This is a genomic window from Nocardioides sp. NPDC000445, from assembly GCF_040300245.1.
GTDB lineage: Bacteria > Actinomycetota > Actinomycetes > Propionibacteriales > Nocardioidaceae > Nocardioides.
In genome coordinates this window covers 31,743-50,868 of the sequence record NZ_JBEPDH010000013.1, presented here as the reverse complement: position 1 = coordinate 50,868, position 19,126 = coordinate 31,743, and the positions used below count along the sequence as shown (strand labels likewise).

General features: G+C 69.1%; 17 protein-coding genes. 10 read left to right on the top strand and 7 right to left on the bottom strand.

Going from position 1 to position 19,126, the window contains the following annotated elements; translation table 11 throughout:
- Positions 1 to 97: 97 nt before the first annotated feature.
- Entirely contained in the window at positions 98 to 2,326 is a 2,229-nt protein-coding gene (locus tag ABT304_RS18070) for an Eco57I restriction-modification methylase domain-containing protein (protein WP_350717210.1), read from the top strand.
- A gap of 50 nt (positions 2,327 to 2,376) precedes the next feature.
- Here ABT304_RS18070 and ABT304_RS18065 read toward each other — a convergent pair whose 3' ends face one another.
- Positions 2,377 to 3,225 carry an acyl-CoA thioesterase domain-containing protein gene (locus tag ABT304_RS18065; RefSeq protein WP_350717208.1) on the bottom strand — a complete coding sequence of 283 codons (849 nt, stop codon included), beginning with the start codon at positions 3,223 to 3,225 and terminating at the stop codon, positions 2,377 to 2,379.
- Positions 3,226 to 3,358: 133 nt separating this feature from the next.
- On the opposite strand from ABT304_RS18065, the gene ABT304_RS18060 reads away from it, so the two are divergent.
- The 7 genes from ABT304_RS18060 (at position 3,359) to ABT304_RS18030 (ending at position 9,841) form a co-directional block, all read left to right on the top strand.
- Positions 3,359 to 4,741 carry an NAD-dependent succinate-semialdehyde dehydrogenase gene (locus ABT304_RS18060; protein ID WP_350717206.1) on the top strand — a complete coding sequence of 461 codons (1,383 nt, stop codon included), beginning with the start codon at positions 3,359 to 3,361 and terminating at the stop codon, positions 4,739 to 4,741.
- A gap of 43 nt (positions 4,742 to 4,784) precedes the next feature.
- Complete coding sequence (locus ABT304_RS18055; protein ID WP_160027604.1) at positions 4,785 to 5,543, top strand: alpha/beta hydrolase family protein; 759 nt, start codon at positions 4,785 to 4,787, stop codon at positions 5,541 to 5,543.
- 84 nt (positions 5,544 to 5,627) lie between these two features.
- Positions 5,628 to 6,317, top strand: coding sequence for a hypothetical protein (locus ABT304_RS18050; RefSeq protein WP_160027605.1), 690 nt, complete (start codon positions 5,628 to 5,630; stop codon positions 6,315 to 6,317).
- Between the two features lie 284 nt (positions 6,318 to 6,601).
- Positions 6,602 to 8,809, top strand: a complete 2,208-nt coding sequence (locus ABT304_RS18045) for a DEAD/DEAH box helicase (protein ID WP_350717203.1) — start codon at positions 6,602 to 6,604, stop codon at positions 8,807 to 8,809.
- Between the two features lie 82 nt (positions 8,810 to 8,891).
- Positions 8,892 to 9,032 carry a hypothetical protein gene (locus tag ABT304_RS18040; protein WP_183543801.1) on the top strand — a complete coding sequence of 47 codons (141 nt, stop codon included), beginning with the start codon at positions 8,892 to 8,894 and terminating at the stop codon, positions 9,030 to 9,032.
- A 106-nt stretch (positions 9,033 to 9,138) separates the two neighbouring features.
- Positions 9,139 to 9,507 carry a thioredoxin gene (gene trxA / locus ABT304_RS18035; RefSeq protein ID WP_160027609.1) on the top strand — a complete coding sequence of 123 codons (369 nt, stop codon included), beginning with the start codon at positions 9,139 to 9,141 and terminating at the stop codon, positions 9,505 to 9,507.
- A gap of 43 nt (positions 9,508 to 9,550) precedes the next feature.
- On the top strand, positions 9,551 to 9,841 hold the full coding sequence (locus ABT304_RS18030) for a chorismate mutase (RefSeq protein WP_201451241.1): 291 nt from the start codon (positions 9,551 to 9,553) through the stop codon (positions 9,839 to 9,841).
- A gap of 79 nt (positions 9,842 to 9,920) precedes the next feature.
- On the opposite strand, the gene ABT304_RS18025 is transcribed toward ABT304_RS18030, so the two are convergent.
- On the bottom strand, positions 9,921 to 11,171 hold the full coding sequence (locus ABT304_RS18025; protein WP_350717201.1) for an FAD-binding protein: 1,251 nt from the start codon (positions 11,169 to 11,171) through the stop codon (positions 9,921 to 9,923).
- 138 nt (positions 11,172 to 11,309) lie between these two features.
- Here ABT304_RS18025 and ABT304_RS18020 point away from each other — a divergent pair, with 138 nt between their 5' ends.
- Both ABT304_RS18020 and ABT304_RS18015 read left to right on the top strand, forming a co-directional pair.
- Positions 11,310 to 12,440, top strand: a complete 1,131-nt coding sequence (locus ABT304_RS18020; RefSeq protein ID WP_350717199.1) for an endo-1,4-beta-xylanase — start codon at positions 11,310 to 11,312, stop codon at positions 12,438 to 12,440.
- An 80-nt stretch (positions 12,441 to 12,520) separates the two neighbouring features.
- Positions 12,521 to 12,709 carry a hypothetical protein gene (locus ABT304_RS18015; RefSeq protein WP_350717198.1) on the top strand — a complete coding sequence of 63 codons (189 nt, stop codon included), beginning with the start codon at positions 12,521 to 12,523 and terminating at the stop codon, positions 12,707 to 12,709.
- Between the two features lie 7 nt (positions 12,710 to 12,716).
- On the opposite strand, the gene ABT304_RS18010 is transcribed toward ABT304_RS18015, so the two are convergent.
- The 5 genes from ABT304_RS18010 to ABT304_RS17990 all read right to left on the bottom strand — a co-directional run bounded on the left by ABT304_RS18010 (position 12,717) and on the right by ABT304_RS17990 (position 19,098).
- A complete protein-coding gene (locus ABT304_RS18010) occupies positions 12,717 to 14,216 on the bottom strand; it encodes a CoA-acylating methylmalonate-semialdehyde dehydrogenase (RefSeq protein WP_350717196.1) in 1,500 nt (499 codons plus the stop codon).
- A 23-nt stretch (positions 14,217 to 14,239) separates the two neighbouring features.
- Positions 14,240 to 15,541 (bottom strand): aspartate aminotransferase family protein, encoded by a 1,302-nt coding sequence (locus ABT304_RS18005; protein WP_350717194.1) that lies wholly within the window; start codon positions 15,539 to 15,541, stop codon positions 14,240 to 14,242.
- A 240-nt stretch (positions 15,542 to 15,781) separates the two neighbouring features.
- Entirely contained in the window at positions 15,782 to 16,807 is a 1,026-nt protein-coding gene (locus tag ABT304_RS18000; RefSeq protein ID WP_350717192.1) for a TIGR03842 family LLM class F420-dependent oxidoreductase, read from the bottom strand.
- A 4-nt stretch (positions 16,808 to 16,811) separates the two neighbouring features.
- Positions 16,812 to 18,239, bottom strand: coding sequence for a dihydropyrimidinase (gene hydA / locus ABT304_RS17995; RefSeq protein ID WP_350717190.1), 1,428 nt, complete (start codon positions 18,237 to 18,239; stop codon positions 16,812 to 16,814).
- Between the two features lie 10 nt (positions 18,240 to 18,249).
- Positions 18,250 to 19,098 (bottom strand): nitrilase-related carbon-nitrogen hydrolase, encoded by an 849-nt coding sequence (locus ABT304_RS17990; protein ID WP_350717188.1) that lies wholly within the window; start codon positions 19,096 to 19,098, stop codon positions 18,250 to 18,252.
- Positions 19,099 to 19,126 lie beyond the last annotated feature (28 nt).

The window sequence follows — 19,126 nt, the reverse complement described above, 5'->3', positions numbered from 1 at the left end:
CACGGTGTGACGTTGTGGTGAACGGGGGCACCCCGGCGCGTCACTCTTCACCATCGGTTCGTCTCCGCGAACCTGCGGGCGTTCTATGGTTCATCCTGTGATCACGCCCCGGGCACTGCGCACTCGAGCGCGGTCGGCGGTTGCCGAGCTGGGCGGCGGCCCCTCGGCGGTGGCGGCGGTGATGCGCAGTGTCGTGGCGGGGTTCGCGCGGGCACGGGGGATGGTGCTCACCGATGCTGCCCTGGACGCTGCCGGCTTGCTGGCGTGCGCGGACGGTCCGCAGCCGGATCATCTGCTGTCGAACTATCTGTTCCTGGATGGGGCCGTCGATGATCTCGTTCTGGAGGAGATCGGTTACGTCTACGAGGCGCTGCTCGAGGTCTCCTCGCGACGCGACAACGGCGCCCACTACACCCCGCCCGAGCTCGCCGACGAGGTCGTCGCCCACGCGCTGGCGCCGGTCGCCTCCGCCGACGCGGCCGTGGTCGACATCGCCGCCGGGACCGGGGTCTTCCTCCTCGCCTCCGCCCGTCATCTGGCGTCCGTGTGCGAGCGGCCCGTGGCCGAGATCGTCACGCGCTGCCTCTACGGTGCCGACATCGACCCGGTCGCGGTCGACATCGCCAAGCTCTCCCTCTGGCTGCTCTGCGAGGACCCCTCGCTCCCGCTGACCTTCCTCGACGACCGGATCCTGTGCGGCAACTCGCTGGTCGGGCTCGTCGACGCGGACGAGCTGCCGGCCTGCGTCGATGACCCCGAGGCGTACGCCGATGCCATGGTCGCGGTCGCGCTGCCGCTGGGCGGTCGGCCGGGGAGGCGGCTGGAGGAGGCCTACGCGGCACTGGGTCGGTGCCGGCGCCTGCCCGTTCCCGCCGTCCGGCCGATCCACTGGGCGCTGGTCGCACCCGAGGTGATGGCGCGCGGCGGCTTCGACGCGGTGGTCGGCAACCCGCCCTACCTGGGGGTGAAGCGGGTGCGGGACGCGATCGGCCAGGAGCTGCGCGACTACCTCGCGCACACCCTCGCCGGAGGCACGACGAGGCGGGCCGACTACGTCATCTACTTCCTGCTCAGGGCGGCTGCTCTGAGCCGCGGCGAGATCGGGCTGATCACGACCGACTCGATCAGCGAGGGTGACACCGCGCGCTTCGGCCTGGGTGCGCTGCTGGACCGCGGCTGGCAGGTCGCCCGGGCGGAGCGTTCGGCCCCGTGGCCGACGGCGGGCGTGCGGTTCGCGAAGATCTGGCTCACCACGCGGCCGCTCGACAGCGCGTGGCTCGACGGGCGCTCGGTCCCGGCGATCACCGGGACGCTCGAGGACGGCTTCTCCCTCCCGGAGCCGGCGCGGCTGGACCTCGACGTACCGCTGCCTCACGGCTATCAGGGCACGATCGTGCTCGGCCGCACGCTCGTCCTGGCGCCGGCCGATGCGGAGGCTCTGGGACGCGGTCCGCTCGGGCACACCGTGCGCCCCTATCTGAGCGGTGAGGACCTGGTGACGCCCTGCGGTTCGACCGCCTCTCGCTTCGTGCTCGACGTCGGCAAGCTGGGCCTCGAGGAGCTAGCCGAGGACCGCGCGCTCGCGCGGCTGGTGCGGTCGAAGGTGCGTGCCGAGCGCCGCCGCCAGTTCGTGAAGTACCCCCAGCTCAAGGAGCGCTGGTGGGGCTTCCTCAGCCCGGTCGACGAGCTCTACCGCGACGCCGCCGGGCTCTCGCACGTCATCGCGTTCAGCAAGCACAGCAAGCATCTGTGGCCCGTGCTGGTCGGTGCCGACCACGTCTTCTCCAACGGGCTGGTCGTCTACCCCACCCAGGACCCGGCTGCGTACGCCTTCCTCGCCTCCGACCTCCACCGGGTCTGGGCGATGCGCGCCGGCGGCACCATGCTCAACACCGCCTACCGCTACAACCCCTCGCGCCTGCGTGCCACCTACCCGTTCCCCGCTGACCTCGAGCCGCTCCGCCCGGCCGGCATTACGCTCTTGGCGGCCCTCGACCGGGTCGGCGAGGAGCGCCGGATCGGCATCACCGGCGTACTCAACCTCGTCGGCGACCCCGACACCCACGACCCCGCGACCACCGACCTCCGCCAGGCCATCGCCGACGTCAACCACGCGACCGCCCGCCTCCACGGCATCGACGAGTCCCTGGCCACCCCCGACCTCACCCCCTCCGGCTTCGGCCTCACCCCGACCCGTCAGCGAGCCCTCATGGCCGCCCTCGTCGACCAGAACCTCGCCCTAGCCGAGAAGGCACAAGCGCCCGCCGAGACGTCAGGTACGCCGGCCGAGACGTCAGGTACGTCGGCCGAGACGTCACCACGGTGACGCTTCGGCCGACGCAGGCGACGCTTCGGCCGACGGGGGTGACGCCTCGGCTAGACCGGGGTGGCGGGGCCGCCCTCGAGAGGGGCAGTGAAATCGACGGTGCGCTTGGCGTTGGCCAGGGCGGTGACGGTGGCGGTGCCGATGGTGCCCTCGCGGTCGAAGACCTCGGCGGTCCCGACGGAGATGCCCTCGTGGGCGACGTGGTCGATGGTGGCGAGGCCGACCTCCATCCCGGCCGGGCGCCGGGCGAGGGCGAGCGAGATGTCGGTGTTGATCCACTCGACGCCGTTGCTGCCCCAGTTGGTGACCATCGAGGTGGCGTCGGCGATGGAGGCCACCGTCTGGAACGGGGTCATCGGCTCGCCGGCGACGGTCGGTACGGCAACCTGCCAGGTGACGTGGCGCCCGGCGTTCTGGTGCTTGCCGAAGTCGTCGGACCAGGGGTTGTCGGAGACGAAGAAGGGTACGTGCGGGTCGGACGTCGGCGGGGCCACCGAGAGCGGCGGGGGAGTGGCGCGGTCGGTCGACGACCAGACGTCGCCGGCCGGGTTCTCGCCCGCGAGCAGGTAGGTGCACGTCGCCCGCGCCACGACCTGCTCCGAGCCATCGGCCGAGGACTGGACCATCTCGGCGTCGAGCAGTGCGATGCGTGGGCCGTTGCGTACGACCCTCGTACGGATCCGCGTCGGCACCATCCGCGGCGGCCGGAACAGGTCCACGTGATAGCGCGACGGCACCAGTTCCGAGGCACGTCCGAGCTCCTCGATCTGGTCCTCGAGACCGCGAGCGATCAGGCCGCTGGCGGCCACTCCGTGCATGTGGTCCTCGGCCCACATGCTGCGAGCCATCGGCGTAGGCTCGAAACCGTCATCGGTGCGCCGGAAGAATGCGAGATCCATGCGGACATTCTAGAACGTGTCCTAACTTCGGATTCAGTTGCCAAAACCGGTAAAGAGTAACGGTTCCGTCATCAAAAGCGGTCCCAAACCACGTACCATCGCACCAAAGCAGCCCCGATCGAAGAGGATGACGATGAGCACCACGCCTCCGTACCAGGTGACCGACCCCGCAACCGGCGAGGTGATCGAGACCTTCCCGTTCGCCACCGATGCCGAGGTGGAGGAGGCGCTGGAGCGGTCCAAGAAGGCGTACGAAACCTGGCGCTCGACCCCGATCGAGGAGCGTTCCGCGATCGTGAAGCGCGCCGCGGACCTCTTCACCGAGCGGGCCGCGGAGCTCGGGAAGATCATCCGCACCGAGATGGGCAAGAAGGCCTCCTCCGGGGCCGGCGAGGCCGAGTTCTCCGGTGAGATCACCGCCTACTACGCCGACCACGGCCCCGAGCTGCTCGCGGAGACCGACCTGCCCGGCCACGAGGGCAAGGCGGTCATCCAGCGTCTCCCGCTCGGCCCGGTGCTCGGTGTCATGCCGTGGAACTACCCCTACTACCAGGTCGCCCGTTTCGCAGCGCCCAACCTGGTCGCCGGCAACACCGTCATCCTCAAGCACGCCGAGAACTGCCCGCGCTCCTCGGCCGCGATCGCGAAGATCTTCGCGGACGCCGGCCTCCCCGAGGGCGTCTACCAGAACCTCTACGCCACCCATGAGCAGATCGCCACGATGATCGCCGACCCGCGGGTCCGCGCGGTCTCCCTCACCGGCTCCGAGCGCGCCGGCACGGCGGTCGCCGAGGCCGCCGGCCGCCACCTGAAGAAGGTCGTCCTCGAGCTCGGCGGCTCCGACCCGTACATCATCCTCGACTCCGACGACATCGACGAGGCTGCCGAGACCGCCTGGGCGACCCGGATGGAGAACGTCGGCCAGGTCTGCAACGGCAACAAGCGGATGATCGTGAACGAGGGCGTCTACGACGACTTCGTCGCGGCCCTCACCAAGCGCGCCGCCGCGATGAAGCCGCTCGAGGGCGAGGACGGCGACGACACCGTCTACTCCCCGCTGGTGGCCCGCAAGGCCGCCGAGGCACTGCGCGACCAGATCCAGGATGCCGTCGACAAGGGCGCCACGCTCCACGCAGGCGGCGAGATCTCCGACGGCCCCGACGCCTTCTTCGCCCCCGCCGTCCTCACCGGTGTCACGCCGGAGATGCGCGCCTACACCGAGGAGCTCTTCGGCCCGGTCGCCGTCGTCTACAAGGTGAGCACCGACGAGGAGGCCGTCGAGCTGGCCAACGCGGTCGAGTACGGCCTCGGTGGTGCCGTCTTCTCGACCGACGAGGCACGCGCGATCGCCGTCGCCCAGCAGCTCGAGGTCGGCATGGCCAACGTCAACACGCCGGCCGGCGAGGGCGCCGACGTCCCCTTCGGCGGCACCAAGCGCTCCGGCTTCGGGCGCGAGCTCGGCCCGCTCGGGATCGACGAGTTCCTCAACAAGCGCCTCTTCTACGTCGAGCGCTGAGCAGACCCGAGCAGTCGCGCCGGATTCTGAGAGAATCCTGGGCGTGGCTGAGAAGGTGACCTTCAAGAGTACGTCCGGACCCATGCTGGCCGGTCTCATCGACCTGCCCGAGGGTGAGGTGCGTGGCTGGGGCGTGTTCAGTCACGGTTTCACCCTCGGGAAGGACTCTCCGGCAGCCGCACGGATCTGCAAGCAGCTCGCCGCCGAGGGCATCGGGATGCTGCGCTTCGACAATCTCGGGCTCGGCGACTCCGAGGGCGACTGGGGCGACGGCTCCTTCACCCACAAGGTCGCCGACACCGTCGAGGCCACCCGTTTCATGGCTGAGCGTGGCACCCCGGCCGAGCTGCTCGTCGGCCACTCCTTCGGCGGTGCGGCGGTCCTCGCTGCAGCCGCTGACGGGGTCGGCGTCGATGCCGTCGCCACCGTCGCGGCTCCGTTCCAGCCCGCGCACGTCGAGCACAACTACGACGCCGTGCTCTCCCGTGTGCTGGAGGACGGCGAGGCGCCGTGGATGGCGGGTGGCAAGTCGCTGACCCTGCGCAAGGCCTTCGTCCATGACGTACGCCGCGCCGACCTGCGCCACAAGATCATGCAGCTCAAGAAGCCGCTCCTGGTCATGCACAGCCCGACCGACACCACGGTCGGCATCGAGAACGCCTCCGACATCTTCAACACCGCCCGCCATCCGCGGTCCTTCGTGTCGCTGGAGGGCTCCGACCACCTCCTCACCAAGCGCGGCCAGGCCCAGCGCGCCGCCCGGATCATCTCGGCCTGGGCGGATCAGTACCTGATCGACTGAGTCGCAGCGCTGTCGCCGCGTCGACCTCGGATAGGTTCGGGCCATTCAGACGGTGGCACGGTCGCCGAGCGACGCGGAGGGTAGATGATCAAGAAGCCGAAGTTTCCGGTCAAGGAGCTGATCACGGCAGGGTCTGCGGCACCCCAGGTGCTGGTCGGCCACCTGGTCGCGACCCAGGGTCCGGAGATCGCCAGGAAGGTGGCCGCGGACCGGTCCGAGCCCGGCTTCGACACCGAGGCGTACGTCGACGAGCTGATCAGGAAGCACCGCTGGTTCGCTCGTCTGCAGGGTGCCAGCGGCGGCGCGATGATCGCCGTCGCCGAGGTGCCGGCCGTGATCGGCGGTCCGGCTGCGGTCGTGGCCGCGGCCGGGACGGCGATCCTCGGCGACCTGATCGCCCTGGCGTGGATCGAGCAGCGCCTGGTGATGCACATCGCCGCCGCGTACGGACACGATCTGGAGGATCCGGTGCGGGTCAACGAGTTCCTCAAGCTGGCCGGCGTGAACCTGCTCTTCGACGGCGGCGGCAGCGTGGCGGGCGCCGCGGGCAGCCGCTTCGGCGTCCGGGCCGTCTCCCGCTGGGCGGTGAACAAGACCGTCGAGGCCACCAGTTCGATGGCGCACCTCGTCGGTGTCCGGGTCGCCCGGCGTGTCGTCCTGCGCGGCATCCCGGTGCTCAACATCCCGCTCGGTGTGGTGCTCTCGGATGTCGCCACCAACCGTCTCGGAAGGCGCGCACGCGAGTTCTACCGGGCTCATCCGAGGCCTGCCTGAGCCTCGCGTTTGATCAATTGACAGAAAACGCCGAACGAGACTTCCGCTAACCGGTGTGGGTGGGGTTACACTCGCTCCAAGCGCCCGGCTCGTGGACGTTCGTCGTGGGGACCGAACGAGTCACTGGCCCGGTCGATGAGGCGCCGATCGCGCGTATCCGCTGTTTGGCCGCGGTCGTCAGTCGTCTGCCATCGATCTGCGTGAGCCCTGGGAGGGCGACCGGCCGATGAGGGTCGGCATTTGGACATGCCACTCACCCGTGCGTGGCCCCAAGGAGGATTCAGTTGGCTCAGGGAGCCGCTACCCGGCGCAACAACCGGTCCGGCCGTTCACGTAGCAACGGCAACGCCGGCAAGTCCGGGCAGAACGGTCGCCGCAAGGGCGTCCACAAGGACAACGAGGGCATCATTCCGGTGCTCGCGCAGGTCGTCCGCGAGGTGGAGTCGGCCGTTCAGCGCCGCTCGGCCATGCCCGACGTACGGACCAAGTTCCAGGTCGTCGCGCTCCTCGCCCGAGACGAGCGCCACCGCGTGCTCGAGGACGAGACCCTCAACGAGGGTCGCCGCGCCGAGCAGCTCAAGCGTCTGGACGGGATCGCCACGATCCTCGCCAAGACCGCGACCATGGACTCGCGCCTGTTCGAGCTCCTCGCCGAGGACGCCGAGATCTCCGAGGCCGCCGTCGACCTCAAGCACGAGCTGATGGCCCGTGGTGGCGTCGACGTGCCGGAGGACGAGGAGGAGGACGAGGACGAGACGCCTGCCGTCGTGGTCCCCGACAAGCGCGTGGTCCCGACCAGCGTCATCCAGCGCCAGCTCTCCAACCCGTTCCTGGTGCCCGACTTCACCAACGCCCGCCCGCCGGTGCACGCCCGCCGTCTGTCCGGCTGGGAGCTCCTCGGGCCGCTGTTCCGAAGCTTCGAGTACGCCGACTCCGGCCCCTCCTGCATGCCGCTGCCCGAGCCGCCCGCCTACGGCCCCGGTCACATCGACGCGCCGGGCACCCGCGAGCTCATGCACCACCAGGCGCAGCTGGTCGCCTCGGCGGCCGAGGGCCACCGCTCCTACCTGCTGGCCGACGAGCCCGGCCTCGGCAAGACCGCCCAGGCCCTGCTCGCCGCCGAGGCGGCCGACGCCTACCCGCTGCTCGTGGTCGTGCCCAACGTCGTCAAGGCCAACTGGGCCCGCGAGGTCGACCTCTGGACGCCGTCCAAGAAGGCGACCGTCGTCCACGGCAACGGCGAGGACATCGATGGCTTCGCCGACATCATCGTGGTCAACTACGAGATCCTCGACCGCCACGTCGGCTGGCTCGGCGAGTTCGGCTTCAAGGGCATGGTCGTCGACGAGGCCCACTTCATCAAGAACAAGTCCTCCCAGCGCTCCCAGCACGTGCTGGCTCTCTCGGAGAAGATCCGGCAGCGTACGGCCAACCCCTTGCTGATGGCGCTGACCGGCACCCCGCTGATCAACGACATCGAGGACTTCCGGGCGATCTGGCAGTTCCTCGGCTGGATCGACGACGTCAAGCCGCTCAACGGCCTGCTCGAGGGGCTCGAGGAGACCGGCCTGACCCCGCAGGACAACAGCTTCTACGGCGCGGCCCGCCGCGTCGTCGTCAACCAGGGCATCGTGCGCCGCCGCAAGATCGACGTCGCCAGCGACATCCCGGCGCGCCGCGTGGCCGACCTGCCGGTCGAGCTCGACGACGCCGAGGGCCGCTCGATCCGGGCCGCAGAGGCCGAGCTGGCCAAGCGGATGATGCAGCGCTACGACACCGCGATCGAGACCCGGGTGACCGGCGCCAAGCCGGCCGCCGGCGAGCTCGACCTCGAGCTGATCCGCCGCGTCGCCACCTGGGAGCGCGAGGACCAGGACGCCTCCACCGGCGAGAACGTCTTCGGGATGATGCGCCGCATCGGTCGCGCGAAGGCCTCGCTGGCCGCCGACTACGCCGCTCAGCTGGCGCGCAACGTCGGCAAGGTCGTCTTCTTCGCCAAGCACATCGAGGTGATGGACACCGCGCAGAAGCTCTTCGAGGAGCGCGGCATCCGCTACTCCACGATCCGCGGCGACCAGACCTCGAAGGCACGTGAGAAGGCCATCGACGAGTTCATGAACGACCCCGAGGTCAAGATCATCGTCTGCTCGCTCACCGCTGCCGGTGTCGGCGTCAACTTGCAGGCCGCCTCCAACCTGATCCTGGCCGAGCTCTCCTGGACCGACGCCGAGCAGACGCAGGCGATCGACCGTGTCCACCGCATCGGCCAGACCGAGCCGGTCACCGCCTGGCGCATCATCGCCTCGCAGACCATCGACACCCGGATCGCCGAGCTGATCGACTCCAAGGCCGGCCTCGCGGCCCGCGCCCTGGACGGCTCCGACGAAGAGGTCACCGACTCCGCCGACGTACAGCTCGAGGCCTTGGTCTCGCTGCTGACCGACGCTCTGCGCAAGCGCGAGTCCGGCCGCCGCGGCCGGCGCGCCGCCTGACACCGACCCAGGACTCATCCGGGCCCCACCTCAGGGAGAATCCTGAGGTGGGGCCTGGGTGGTCCGGCGTACGCTGGATCACATGTTCTGGATTATCTTGCTGGTCATCGCAGCGGCTGTCGGTGGATACGTGTTCCGGGTTCCGATCGTCGCCAAGCTGACCGGGCAGCCACGCAGCCGCATCGAGCGGCAGATCGGGCCGAAGAGCAAGCGCCTTCCCTGATCCCACGAGGAATCCGCACGGGGAATCCTCAGTGACGCACGTGCGTTGAGACGTACGTGCCCGCCGATCCGGCGCGCACCCACCCCAGACCGGAAGCGAGAGCCCCATGCCCACCGTCGAGCTCGGCGCAGAGAACTTCGAGAGCACCGTCACCGACAACGAGATCGTCCTCGTCGACTTCTGGGCGTCCTGGTGCGGCCCGTGCCGCCAGTTCGGCCCGATCTACGACGCCGCCTCCCAGGAGCACCCCGAGATCGTCTTCGGGAAGGTCGACACCGAGGCGGAGCAGGCGCTCGCCGGTGCCGCCAACATCACCTCGATCCCGACGCTGATGGCCTTCAAGAAGGGCAACCTCGTCTTCTCGCAGCCCGGTGCGCTCCCCGCGCCCGCGCTCAAGCAGGTCATCGACGCCGTCGTCGAGCTCGACATCGACAAGGCGCTCGCAGAGCAGTCCTCGAAGGAGTCCGGCGAGTAAGACTCGTCGGTGCTCCGGGGCTCGCATCAGGTTTGATAGCGCTGTGACCGAAGACGCCCACGACGAGCTCCTGCGCCTGCGCGGCAGCATCGACAACCTCGACGCCGCCCTTGTCCACCTTCTCGCCGAGCGCTTCAAGTGCACCGAGCAGGTTGGCCGGCTGAAGGCGCGCGCGGGCTTCCCGCCGGCCGATCCGAGCCGCGAGGCGGTCCAGATCGAGCGGCTCCGTCGGCTCTCCGACGACGCCGGCCTCGACCCCGAGTTCGCCGAGAAGATCCTCAACGTGATCATCGCCGAGGTGATCCGCAACCACCGCCAGTTCGTCGAGGACTGAGCGTCGGGGTAGTCCGGGAGCGAACTGCCCATTTACTCGCCAGTAATAGGCAGTTCGCTCCCGGACTACCCCAGCCGCGTCAGCCGAGCACCCGCTCCAGCCACCCGTTCCAGAACCGCCGGTCCGGGTCGAAGCGGCGTACGAGGTCCCTGAAGTCGTCCCAGCGCGGGAACGCAGCACCGGGGTCCTTGGTGGCGAACAGCTTGCCCCAGTGCGGCCGGGTGCCCGCCGGAAGCCGCTGCTCCAGGTCGGGCAGGAGCTCGCGTACGCCGACGGGGTCGGCCTTCCAGGTGAAGTGCAGCGCCAGCGTGTCGGTGCCGTAGGCGGGGGAGAGCCACAGCTCGTCGGCGGCGACGGCGCGGATCTCGCTCACCTGCAGGAGCGGCCGGACCCGGTCGGCGAGTGAGCGGACCGCCTCGACCGCCTCCTGCGCGCGATCGAGCGGCACCAGATACTCGCTCTGCAGCTCCGCGCCGACGCTCGGCTGGAAGTCGAGCCGGAAGTGGGGCAGCCGCTCGTGCCACGGTCCGGGGACGCCGAGCTGCTCGGTGCACGGGGCCGGGTCGAGGCCGGGGACGACGTGCCGTGGCCCGGTGGCGAGCACCGTCCCGGGGAGCTCCGGCGTCCCCGAGCGCGACTTCACCCAGACCCGCGCGACCGACCCGTCGGGCTCGTCGGACCAGCGCGTGAAGATCGACACCGAGTAGGCCGCACCGAGGATCTCGGTGAGGTGTTCTCGCAGGTCAGCGTAGGTGAGCCCTTCGTGGACCCTCTGGGCGACCTGGTACGTCGGCGAGGTCAGCAGCTCGAGATGGGTCACGATCCCCAGCGCACCGATGCCGACCACGGCCCCCGCGAAGTCGGGCGAGCCGGCCTCCAGACGCACCAGGTCGCCGCGGCCTTCGACGATCTCCAGGGCGGTCACGGAGGTGGCCAGCGAGCCGTTGCCGACGCCGGAGCCATGAGTGCCGGTCGCGACCGCGCCGGCGACCGAGATATGGGGGAGCGAGGCCAGGTTGGGCAGCGCCCGGCCGTGCTCCTGCAACCAGGCGGCGAGCTCGCCGTAGCGCATCCCGCCAGGCACCCGGACCACGTCCCCGGCCAGGCTCGGCGAAGACTCCAAGCCGTCGAGCGAGACCAGCACCCCCGGTGTGTCCGCGAGATCGGTGAAGGAGTGCCGGGATCCCAGTGCGCGCAGCCGCGGCTCGCGCCGCAAGAGGTCGCGTACGTCATCCACGGAACGTGGTCGCACCAGCTCGCGCGCGGTGTAGTCGTAGCTGCGGGCCCACGTCGATCCGGGAGCTTCGCGGGCAGGGGTCTCGGTGGGCATGGACCGGATCGTAGCCGGGATCCAGCTTCGGCGGCATCTTCGGAAAACGTTATCGACAACGATTGACAAAACTCGCGGCCCTCGCCATCCTGATCCCCGTCTGTGATGCCGATCACACTTAGTGCACCTGGAGGCACCGTGAAACTTCGTCACATCGTCGTGACCGTGGCCGCGGCGGCGACCGTCACCGCGACCGCGTCATCCATGGCCCAGGCCGAGCCACGTGGCTTCCGGCCCCCGTCCGACTCGCTCCGCTCCTACGCGTCCCAGATCGGCCTGCACCTCGGTGTCGCCGCGAACCCCGAGGTGCTCGCGGACGAGGAGCTCGCCGGCATCGCCGCGGACGAGTTCTCCAGCATCACGCCCGAGAACGAGATGAAGTGGGAGACCGTCGAGCCGACTCGCGGCACCTACGACTGGTCTGGCGCCGACGAGGTCGTCGAGTTCGCCCGCGCCCACGGTCAGAAGGTGCGCGGCCACACCCTGCTCTGGCACAACCAGAATCCCGCCTGGCTGACGGAGGGCGTCAACAACGGCACGATCAGCAACGACGAGCTCCGCGGGATCCTCAAGAAGCACATCACAGACGAGGTCGCCCACTTCCGCGGCAAGGTCTACCAGTGGGACGTCGCCAACGAGTTCTTCACCGACACCAACCCGTCGCGGCTCAACCCGAACAACTTCTGGGTCTCCCGGCTCGGACCCGGGGTGGTCGCCGACGCCTTCCGCTGGGCCCATCAGGCCGACCCGAAGGCGCGGCTGTTCTACAACGACTACAACATCGCCGGCGAGGACGGCCACAACGCCAAGGCCGACGCGGTCTACGCCTTCGTCAAGAGCCTGGTCGCCCAGGGCGTACCCATCCACGGTGTCGGCAACCAGGGCCACCTCGACACCCAGTACGGCTTCTCCGGCGAGCGCTTCCGCGCCGACCTGCAGCGCTATGCCGACCTCGGTCTCGAGGTCGCCGTCACCGAGGCCGACGTACGCACCTTCGTCGACTCCGCAGAGACCCAGGTGCCCACGGACAACCTGGCGCTCTTCGCCCACCCCTACGAGTTCTCCCAGATGCTCCAGGCCTGCCTCGCCGTACGCGCCTGCACATCGTTCACGGTCTGGGGCATCGACGACACCCACTCCTGGGTACCTGGCTGGTTCGAAGGGGAGGGCTACGCGCTGCTCTGGGATGTGAATCGGCAGCCCAAGGAGGCATATACGACCCTGAAGCAGGATCTCCGTCTTGCCCTGGGGGCGCCACGCCGGCGCTGAGCTGCGGCGATCCGTGGCGGCACCCGGGTGGCGGTGGTCTACTGGAGGCCCAGTACACGGATCGATCTGAGCGAGGGTAGATGAGCGAGAACGCAGCAGAGGCAGACCTCGAGGAGCAGGCGACCGATGTCGTGAAGGAGGCGGTCGACGACGAGGCGCCTCTGGACGCCGAGGAGACGGTGACCTCGGCGCCGGACGACGTCGACGAGGCCGACTACGCCGAGCAGAAGCTCGACGCAGCCGGCCCCGACGACGACTACGACTACTAGTGGGTCACTAGGAGTTCTGGGGGAACCCCAGGTTGATCCCGCCGTGCGACGGGTCCAGCCAGCGGGTGGTGACCGCCTTCTCCCGGGTGAAGAAGTCCAGCCCCGCGGGGCCGTACGCCTTCGCGTTCCCGAACAGCGACGCCTTCCAGCCACCGAAGGAGTGGTAGGCGACGGGCACCGGGATCGGCACGTTCACGCCGACCATCCCGACCTGCACCTCACGCTGGAATCGGCGGGCGGCGCCGCCGTCGTTGGTGAAGATCGCGGTGCCGTTGCCGAACTGGCCCGAGTTGATCAGCTCGAGGCCCTCCTCGTAGCCGGAGACGCGGATGACCGAGAGCACCGGGCCGAAGATCTCCTCGGTGTAGACGGTCGACGTGGTCGGCACCCGGTCCACCAGCGTCGGCCCGACCCAGAAGCCGTTGGGGTCACCGTCAACCTCGATCCCACGGCCGTCGACGACGACCTTGGCCCCGTCGGCCGCGGCCACGTCGACGTAGCTCGCCACCTTGTCCCGGTGAGCGCCGGTGATCAGCGGCCCCATGTCGGTGTCCCGGGTGCCGTCGCCGGTCTTGAGCGTGGCCATCCGCGAGGTGATCTTCGAGATCAGGCTGTCGGCCACCGAGTCGACCGCGAGCACCACCGAGATCGCCATGCAGCGCTCACCGGCCGACCCGAAGCCCGCGTTGACAGCCGAGTCGGCGACCAGGTCGAGGTCGGCGTCGGGCAGCACCAGCATGTGGTTCTTGGCGCCGCCGAGCGCCTGGACCCGCTTGCCGGCGGCGGTGCCGCGCTCGTAGACGTAGCGGGCGATCGGGGTGGAGCCGACGAAGGAGATCGAGGCGACGTCGGGGTTGTCGAGGAGCGCGTCGACCGCCTCCTTGTCGCCGTGCACGACGTTGTAGACGCCGTCGGGCAGCCCTGCCTCGGCCCACAGCTCGCCGATCCAGCTGGAGGCGGTCGGGTCCTTCTCCGAGGGCTTGATCACGACCGCGTTGCCGGCCGCGATCGCGATCGGGAAGAACCACATCGGCACCATGGCGGGGAAGTTGAACGGGCTGATGATGCCGACCACGCCCAGCGGCTGCTTGAGCGTGGTCACGTCCACGCCGGAAGAGACCTGCTCGGAGACCGTGCCCTTGAGCAGGTGGGAGAGCCCGCAGGCGAACTCGACGACCTCGAGCCCGCGGGCGATCTCGCCGGCGGCGTCGGAGAGCACCTTGCCGTGCTCGGCGGTCAGGATCTCGGCGAGCTCGCCCTTGCGGGCGTTGAGCAGCTCGCGGAACTTGAAGAGCACGGCCGTACGCCGGGTGAGCGAGGTCTCGCTCCACTCTTCGAACGCCTTCTTTGCCGCCGAGACGGCGGTGTCGACGTCGGCGGCCGAGGCGAAGCGTACGCGCTTCTGGACGGTGCCGAGCGCGGGGTTGTAGACGTCGCCGAGACGGGTGCCGGTGCCGGGGTTGGTGGCCCCGCCGATCCAGTGGTCGAGGATGGGGAGATCGGTCATGTCATGCGTCCTTTAGAGAGCTGTTACAGCGAGCCGAGCACGTCGTCGTAGATCGAGATCGCCTCGGCGACCTCGTCGGGGGTGACGATGCACGGGGGTACCACGTGGATGCGGTTTTCCATGGTGAACGGGATCAAGTTGCGGGCGATCAGGTCGGACTTGATCCGGCCCATCGTCGCCGCGGGCAGCGGCTCCCGCGTCTCGCGATCGGCGACGAGCTCGAGGGCCCAGAAGACCCCGGTGCCGCGTACCTCGCCGATCACGTCGTGCTTCTCGGCCAGCGAGGCGAGGCCGGGGGCGATGTGGTCGGTGCCGATCGTCGCGGCGTTGTCGACGATGCCCTCCTCGTTCATCGCCTCGATGGTCGCCACGATCGACGCCATCGCCAGCGGGTGGCCGGAGTAGGTGAGCCCGCCGGGGAAGACCTGGTCGTCGAAGGTCGCCGCGACCGGGTCGGAGATGATCACCCCGCCGGCGGGTACGTAGCCGGAGTTGACCCCCTTGGCGAAGGTGATCAGGTCGGGAACGACGTCGTAGGCGTCCAGGGCGAGCCACTCGCCGGTGCGGCCGAAGCCGGCCATGACCTCATCGAGGATGAGCATGATCCCGAACTCGTCGGCCAGCGCCCTGACCCCGGGGAGGTAGCCCGGCGGCGGGATCATGATCCCGGCGGTGCCGGGGATGGTCTCGAGGAGGATCGCCGCGATCGAGGCGGGTCCCTCGGACTCGATGACCCGGCGCAGGTGGCGCAGCGCGCGCTCGGCCTCCTGCGCCGGCGTGGTCGCCCAGAACTCCGAGCGGTAGAGGTAGGGGCCGAAGAAGTGGACGTGGCCACGGGCGTACTCGTTCGGGATCCGCCGCCAGTCGCCCGTCGCGACGATCGCCGCCCCGGTGTTGCCGTGGTAGGAGCGGTAGGTCGAGAGCACCTTGTCGCGGCCGGTGTGGATGCGGGCCATCCGGATCGCGTTCTCGACCGCGTCGGCGCCGGCGTTGGTGAAGAAGACCTTGTTGAAGCCGACCGGCGCGATGTCGGTGATCCGCTCGGCGGCCTCGCCGCGGGTCAGGTTGGCCGTGGTCGGGGCGATCGTGGTCAGCGTCTCGGCCTGCTTCTTGATCGCCTCCACCACCCGGGGGTGCTGGTGGCCGATGTTGGTGTTGACCAGCTGGGAGGAGAAGTCCAGGTACGTGTGCCCGGAGTCGTCCCACACCCGCGAGCCCTGCCCGCCGGCGATGACGAGCGGTTTCAGCGACCCCTGGGCGGACCAGGAGTGGAAGACGTGGGCTCGGTCGAGGTCGTAGGCACGGGCGTCGCTGGCGCTGGTCAAGGCGGTCCCCTGGGGTGCGTGGATGGACATGGATCTGGCTTGCGCGCTTCGCGCGCTTACTCCCTCGCTCGGCGCGAGCGGACGAGCAAGCTCGCCGCTCGACCTGGCTCAGGTCGTCTCTCACTCTACGCCGGGAGCAGCTGGGTCGCCGCCGATCCGGGATACTGATTACGAAGGTATATCAGGACGACGGCTACGTTTTCGTTACATTCTCACGCCACAATCAACGAAATCGCGCGCTCATGCCTTCGTGGTCACCGGCCGGTTGACCCGGGGGATGACCAGATCGCCGTACGCCGCCAGGGTCTGGTCCATCGCGTCGTGCTGCAGGTAGACGGCGAACTGGTCGACGCCGAGGCTCTTGAGCTGCTCGAGCCTGGCGACCTGTTCCTCGACCGGGCCGAGGAGACAGAACCGGTCGACGATCTCGTCGGGCACGAACTGGGTGTGGGTGTTCCCGGCCCGCCCGTGCTCGTTGTAGTCGTAGCCCTCGCGGTTCTTGATGTAGTCGGTGAGCGCCTGCGGGACGGCACCGCTGCCGTACTTGGAGACGATGTCGGCGACGTGGTTGCCCACCATCCCGCCGAACCACCGGCACTGCTCGCGGGCATGATTTAAGGCCTCGGGCGACCCGTCGGTGACGTACGCAGGAGCGGCCACGCAGAAGGTCAGCGACTCGGGGTCGCGGCCGGCGTCGGTGGCCGCCTTCTTGACCGCCCCGATCATCCACTCGGTGATGTCGGGGTCGGCCAGCTGCAGGATGAACCCGTCGCCGACCTCCCCGGCCGCCTTCAGCGCGAGCGGGCCGTAGGCGGCGATCCACACCTCCAGCTCGGAGCGCTTGGCCCACGGGAACTGCAGCGTGGTGCCGTTGATCTCGACCGGGCGCCGGTTGGCGAGCTCGCGGATCACCCGAGTGGCCTCGCGCATCTCCTTGATCGTCGACGGCTTCCCGTTGAGCACCCGCACCGCCGAGTCGCCGCGTCCCATCCCGCACACGGTGCGGTTGCCGTACATCTCGTTCAGGGTCGCTAAGACCGACGCGGTCACCGTCCAGTCGCGGGTCGCCGGGTTGGTCACGAACGGGCCGACCTTGATGGTGCGGGTCTCGGCGAGGATCTGGCTGTAGATGACGTACGGCTCCATCCACAGCAGGTGGCTGTCGAACGTCCAGACGTAGTCGAAGCCGTACGCCTCGGCCTGCTTCGCCAGGGAGACGACCCGCCAGGCGGGCGGGTTGGTCTGGAGGACGACACCGAAGTCCATGACGTCACACCAGGTACTGGGAGAGGTCGCGCTTGAGGTAGCTGCCGTGGCCCTTGGTGCCCTTGAACTCGCCGTCGGCGACGACCACGGAGCCCCGCGAGAGCACCACGTCGACGTGTCCGTCGATCTCGTAGCCCTCCCAGGCGGAGTGGTCCATGTTCATGTGATGGGTCTTGCCGACCCCGATGGAGGTGTGTCCGTTCGGGTCGTAGACGACGATGTCGGCGTCGGCTCCCGGCGCGATCACGCCCTTGCGGCCGTAGAGCCCGAACATCCGCGCCGGTGTGGTCGCGATCAGCTCCACCCACCGCTCGAGCGTGATCTGCCCGGTCACCACGCCCTGGTAGAGCAGGTCGACGCGGTGCTCGATCGACCCGATCCCGTTGGGGATGGCCCGGAAGTCGTCCTTGCCGAGTTCCTTCTGCTCCTTCATGCAGAAGGGGCAGTGGTCGGTGGAGACCATCTGCAAGTCGTTGGTGCGCAGCGCCTGCCACATCGCGTCCTGGTGGCCCTCCTCACGCGAGCGCAGCGGCGTCGAGCAGACCCACTTGGCGCCCTCGAAGTCGCCCCACTCCTCCGACCTCGCGCCGAGCTGGTCCTCGAGGGAGAGATAGAGATACTGCGGGCAGGTCTCGCCGAACACGTTCTTCCCGTGGTCGCGGGCCGTGGCCAGCTGCGCGACCGCCTGCTTGGCACTGACGTGCACCACATAGAGCGGAGCCCCGGTCACGTCGGCGAGCATGATCGCCCGGTGGGTGGCCTCCTCCTCCATCTGCCAGGCACGTGCGATGCCGTGGTAGTAGGGAGACGTCTTGCCGGACTCGGCCAGCTGCGCGGCGAGCACGTCGATGGCCGGCCCGTTCTCGGCGTGCATCATGGTCAGCAGCCCGTGGTCGGTGGCCTTCTGCATCGCCCGCAGGACCTGCGCGTCGTCGGAGTAGAAGACGCCCGGGTAGGCCATGAACAGCTTGTAGGAGGTGATCCCCTCGTCCACGAGCGAGTCCATCGCCTTGAGCGCATCGTCGTCGACCCCGCCGATGATCTGGTGGAACCCGTAGTCGATCGCGCAGTTGCCGGCGGCCAGCTCGTGCCAGTGCGCCAACCCGTCCTGTACGCGTTCGCCGTAGCGCTGCACCGCGAAGTCGATGATCGTCGTGGTGCCGCCCCAGGCCGCGGCCCGGGTGCCGGTCTCGAAGGTGTCGCTGGCGTTGGTGCCACCGAACGGCAGCTGCATGTGGGTGTGGGCGTCGACGCCGCCAGGGATGACGTACTTCCCGCTCGCGTCGATGGTGACGTCGGCCGTGATCGTCCCCAGCGGAGTGCTCCCGGGGGAGATGAGCGCGACGATCCGCTCGCCGTCGACGAGCACGTCTGCCTGGGTGCGCCCGGTCGCGGAGACGACCGTGCCGCCCGTGATGAGCGTGGTGGTCATGCGGGCCTCCTCAGGGTCGGGGGATGGCGGTGTACGAATCGGGTCGCCGGTCGCGGTAGAACTGCCAGTCGTCGCGCATCTCCTGGACCATGCTCATGTCCAGGTCGCGTACGAGCAGCTCCTCCTTCTCGCCCGAGCCGAGCTCGCCGACGTAGTTGCCGCGGGGGTCGACGATCTGCGACATCCCGTAGAAGTTGACCGCCTCCTCGCCGTACTCGTTGTCCTCCAGGCCGACCCGGTTGGGCGCGAGCACGAAGTAGCCGTTGGCGACCGCGGCGGCGGGCTGCTCGATCTCCCAGAGCCGGTTGGAGAGCCCGGGTTTGGTGGCGTTGGGGTTGAAGACCATGTGGGCACCGTTGAGCCCGAGCTCGCGCCAGCCCTCGGGGAAGTGGCGGTCGTAGCAGATGTACATCCCCACCTTGCCGACCGCGGACTCGAAGACCGGGTAGCCCAGGTTGCCGGGGCGGAAGTAGAACTTCTCCCAGAACTTCTCCACGTGCGGCAGATGGTTCTTCCGGTACTTGCCGAGGATCGTGCCGTCGGCGTCGACCAGCACGGCGGTGTTGTAGTAGATCCCGGTGTCGGCCTCTTCGTAGATCGGCAGCACCATCACTATGCCCAGCTCCTTGGCCAGGCTCGCGAAGCGCTGCACGATCGGCCCGTCGGCAGGCTCGGCGTAGCGGTAGTACTTCTTGTCCTGGGTGATCCCGAAGTAGGGCCCGTAGAAGAGCTCCTGGAAGCACATCACCTGGGCGCCCTGGGCGGCGGCGTCCCGCGCGAAGCCCTCGTGCTTGTCCAGCATGGAGACCTTGTCCCCGGTCCAGGTGGTCTGGCTGATTGCGGCTCTGACGATCGTCATGCAACTACCTCCCGACTCACATACAAGC

Coding starts and splice junctions, on each gene's coding strand:
- ABT304_RS18065 (WP_350717208.1), bottom strand. CDS start 3,225: ATGGATCTCGCATTCTTCCGGCGCACCGATGACGGTTTCGAGCCTACG.
- ABT304_RS18060 (WP_350717206.1), top strand. CDS start 3,359: ATGAGCACCACGCCTCCGTACCAGGTGACCGACCCCGCAACCGGCGAG.
- ABT304_RS18050 (WP_160027605.1), top strand. CDS start 5,628: ATGATCAAGAAGCCGAAGTTTCCGGTCAAGGAGCTGATCACGGCAGGG.
- ABT304_RS18040 (WP_183543801.1), top strand. CDS start 8,892: ATGTTCTGGATTATCTTGCTGGTCATCGCAGCGGCTGTCGGTGGATAC.
- trxA (WP_160027609.1), top strand. CDS start 9,139: ATGCCCACCGTCGAGCTCGGCGCAGAGAACTTCGAGAGCACCGTCACC.
- ABT304_RS18025 (WP_350717201.1), bottom strand. CDS start 11,171: ATGCCCACCGAGACCCCTGCCCGCGAAGCTCCCGGATCGACGTGGGCC.
- ABT304_RS18015 (WP_350717198.1), top strand. CDS start 12,521: ATGAGCGAGAACGCAGCAGAGGCAGACCTCGAGGAGCAGGCGACCGAT.
- ABT304_RS18010 (WP_350717196.1), bottom strand. CDS start 14,216: ATGACCGATCTCCCCATCCTCGACCACTGGATCGGCGGGGCCACCAAC.
- ABT304_RS18000 (WP_350717192.1), bottom strand. CDS start 16,807: ATGGACTTCGGTGTCGTCCTCCAGACCAACCCGCCCGCCTGGCGGGTC.
- hydA (WP_350717190.1), bottom strand. CDS start 18,239: ATGACCACCACGCTCATCACGGGCGGCACGGTCGTCTCCGCGACCGGG.
- ABT304_RS17990 (WP_350717188.1), bottom strand. CDS start 19,098: ATGACGATCGTCAGAGCCGCAATCAGCCAGACCACCTGGACCGGGGAC.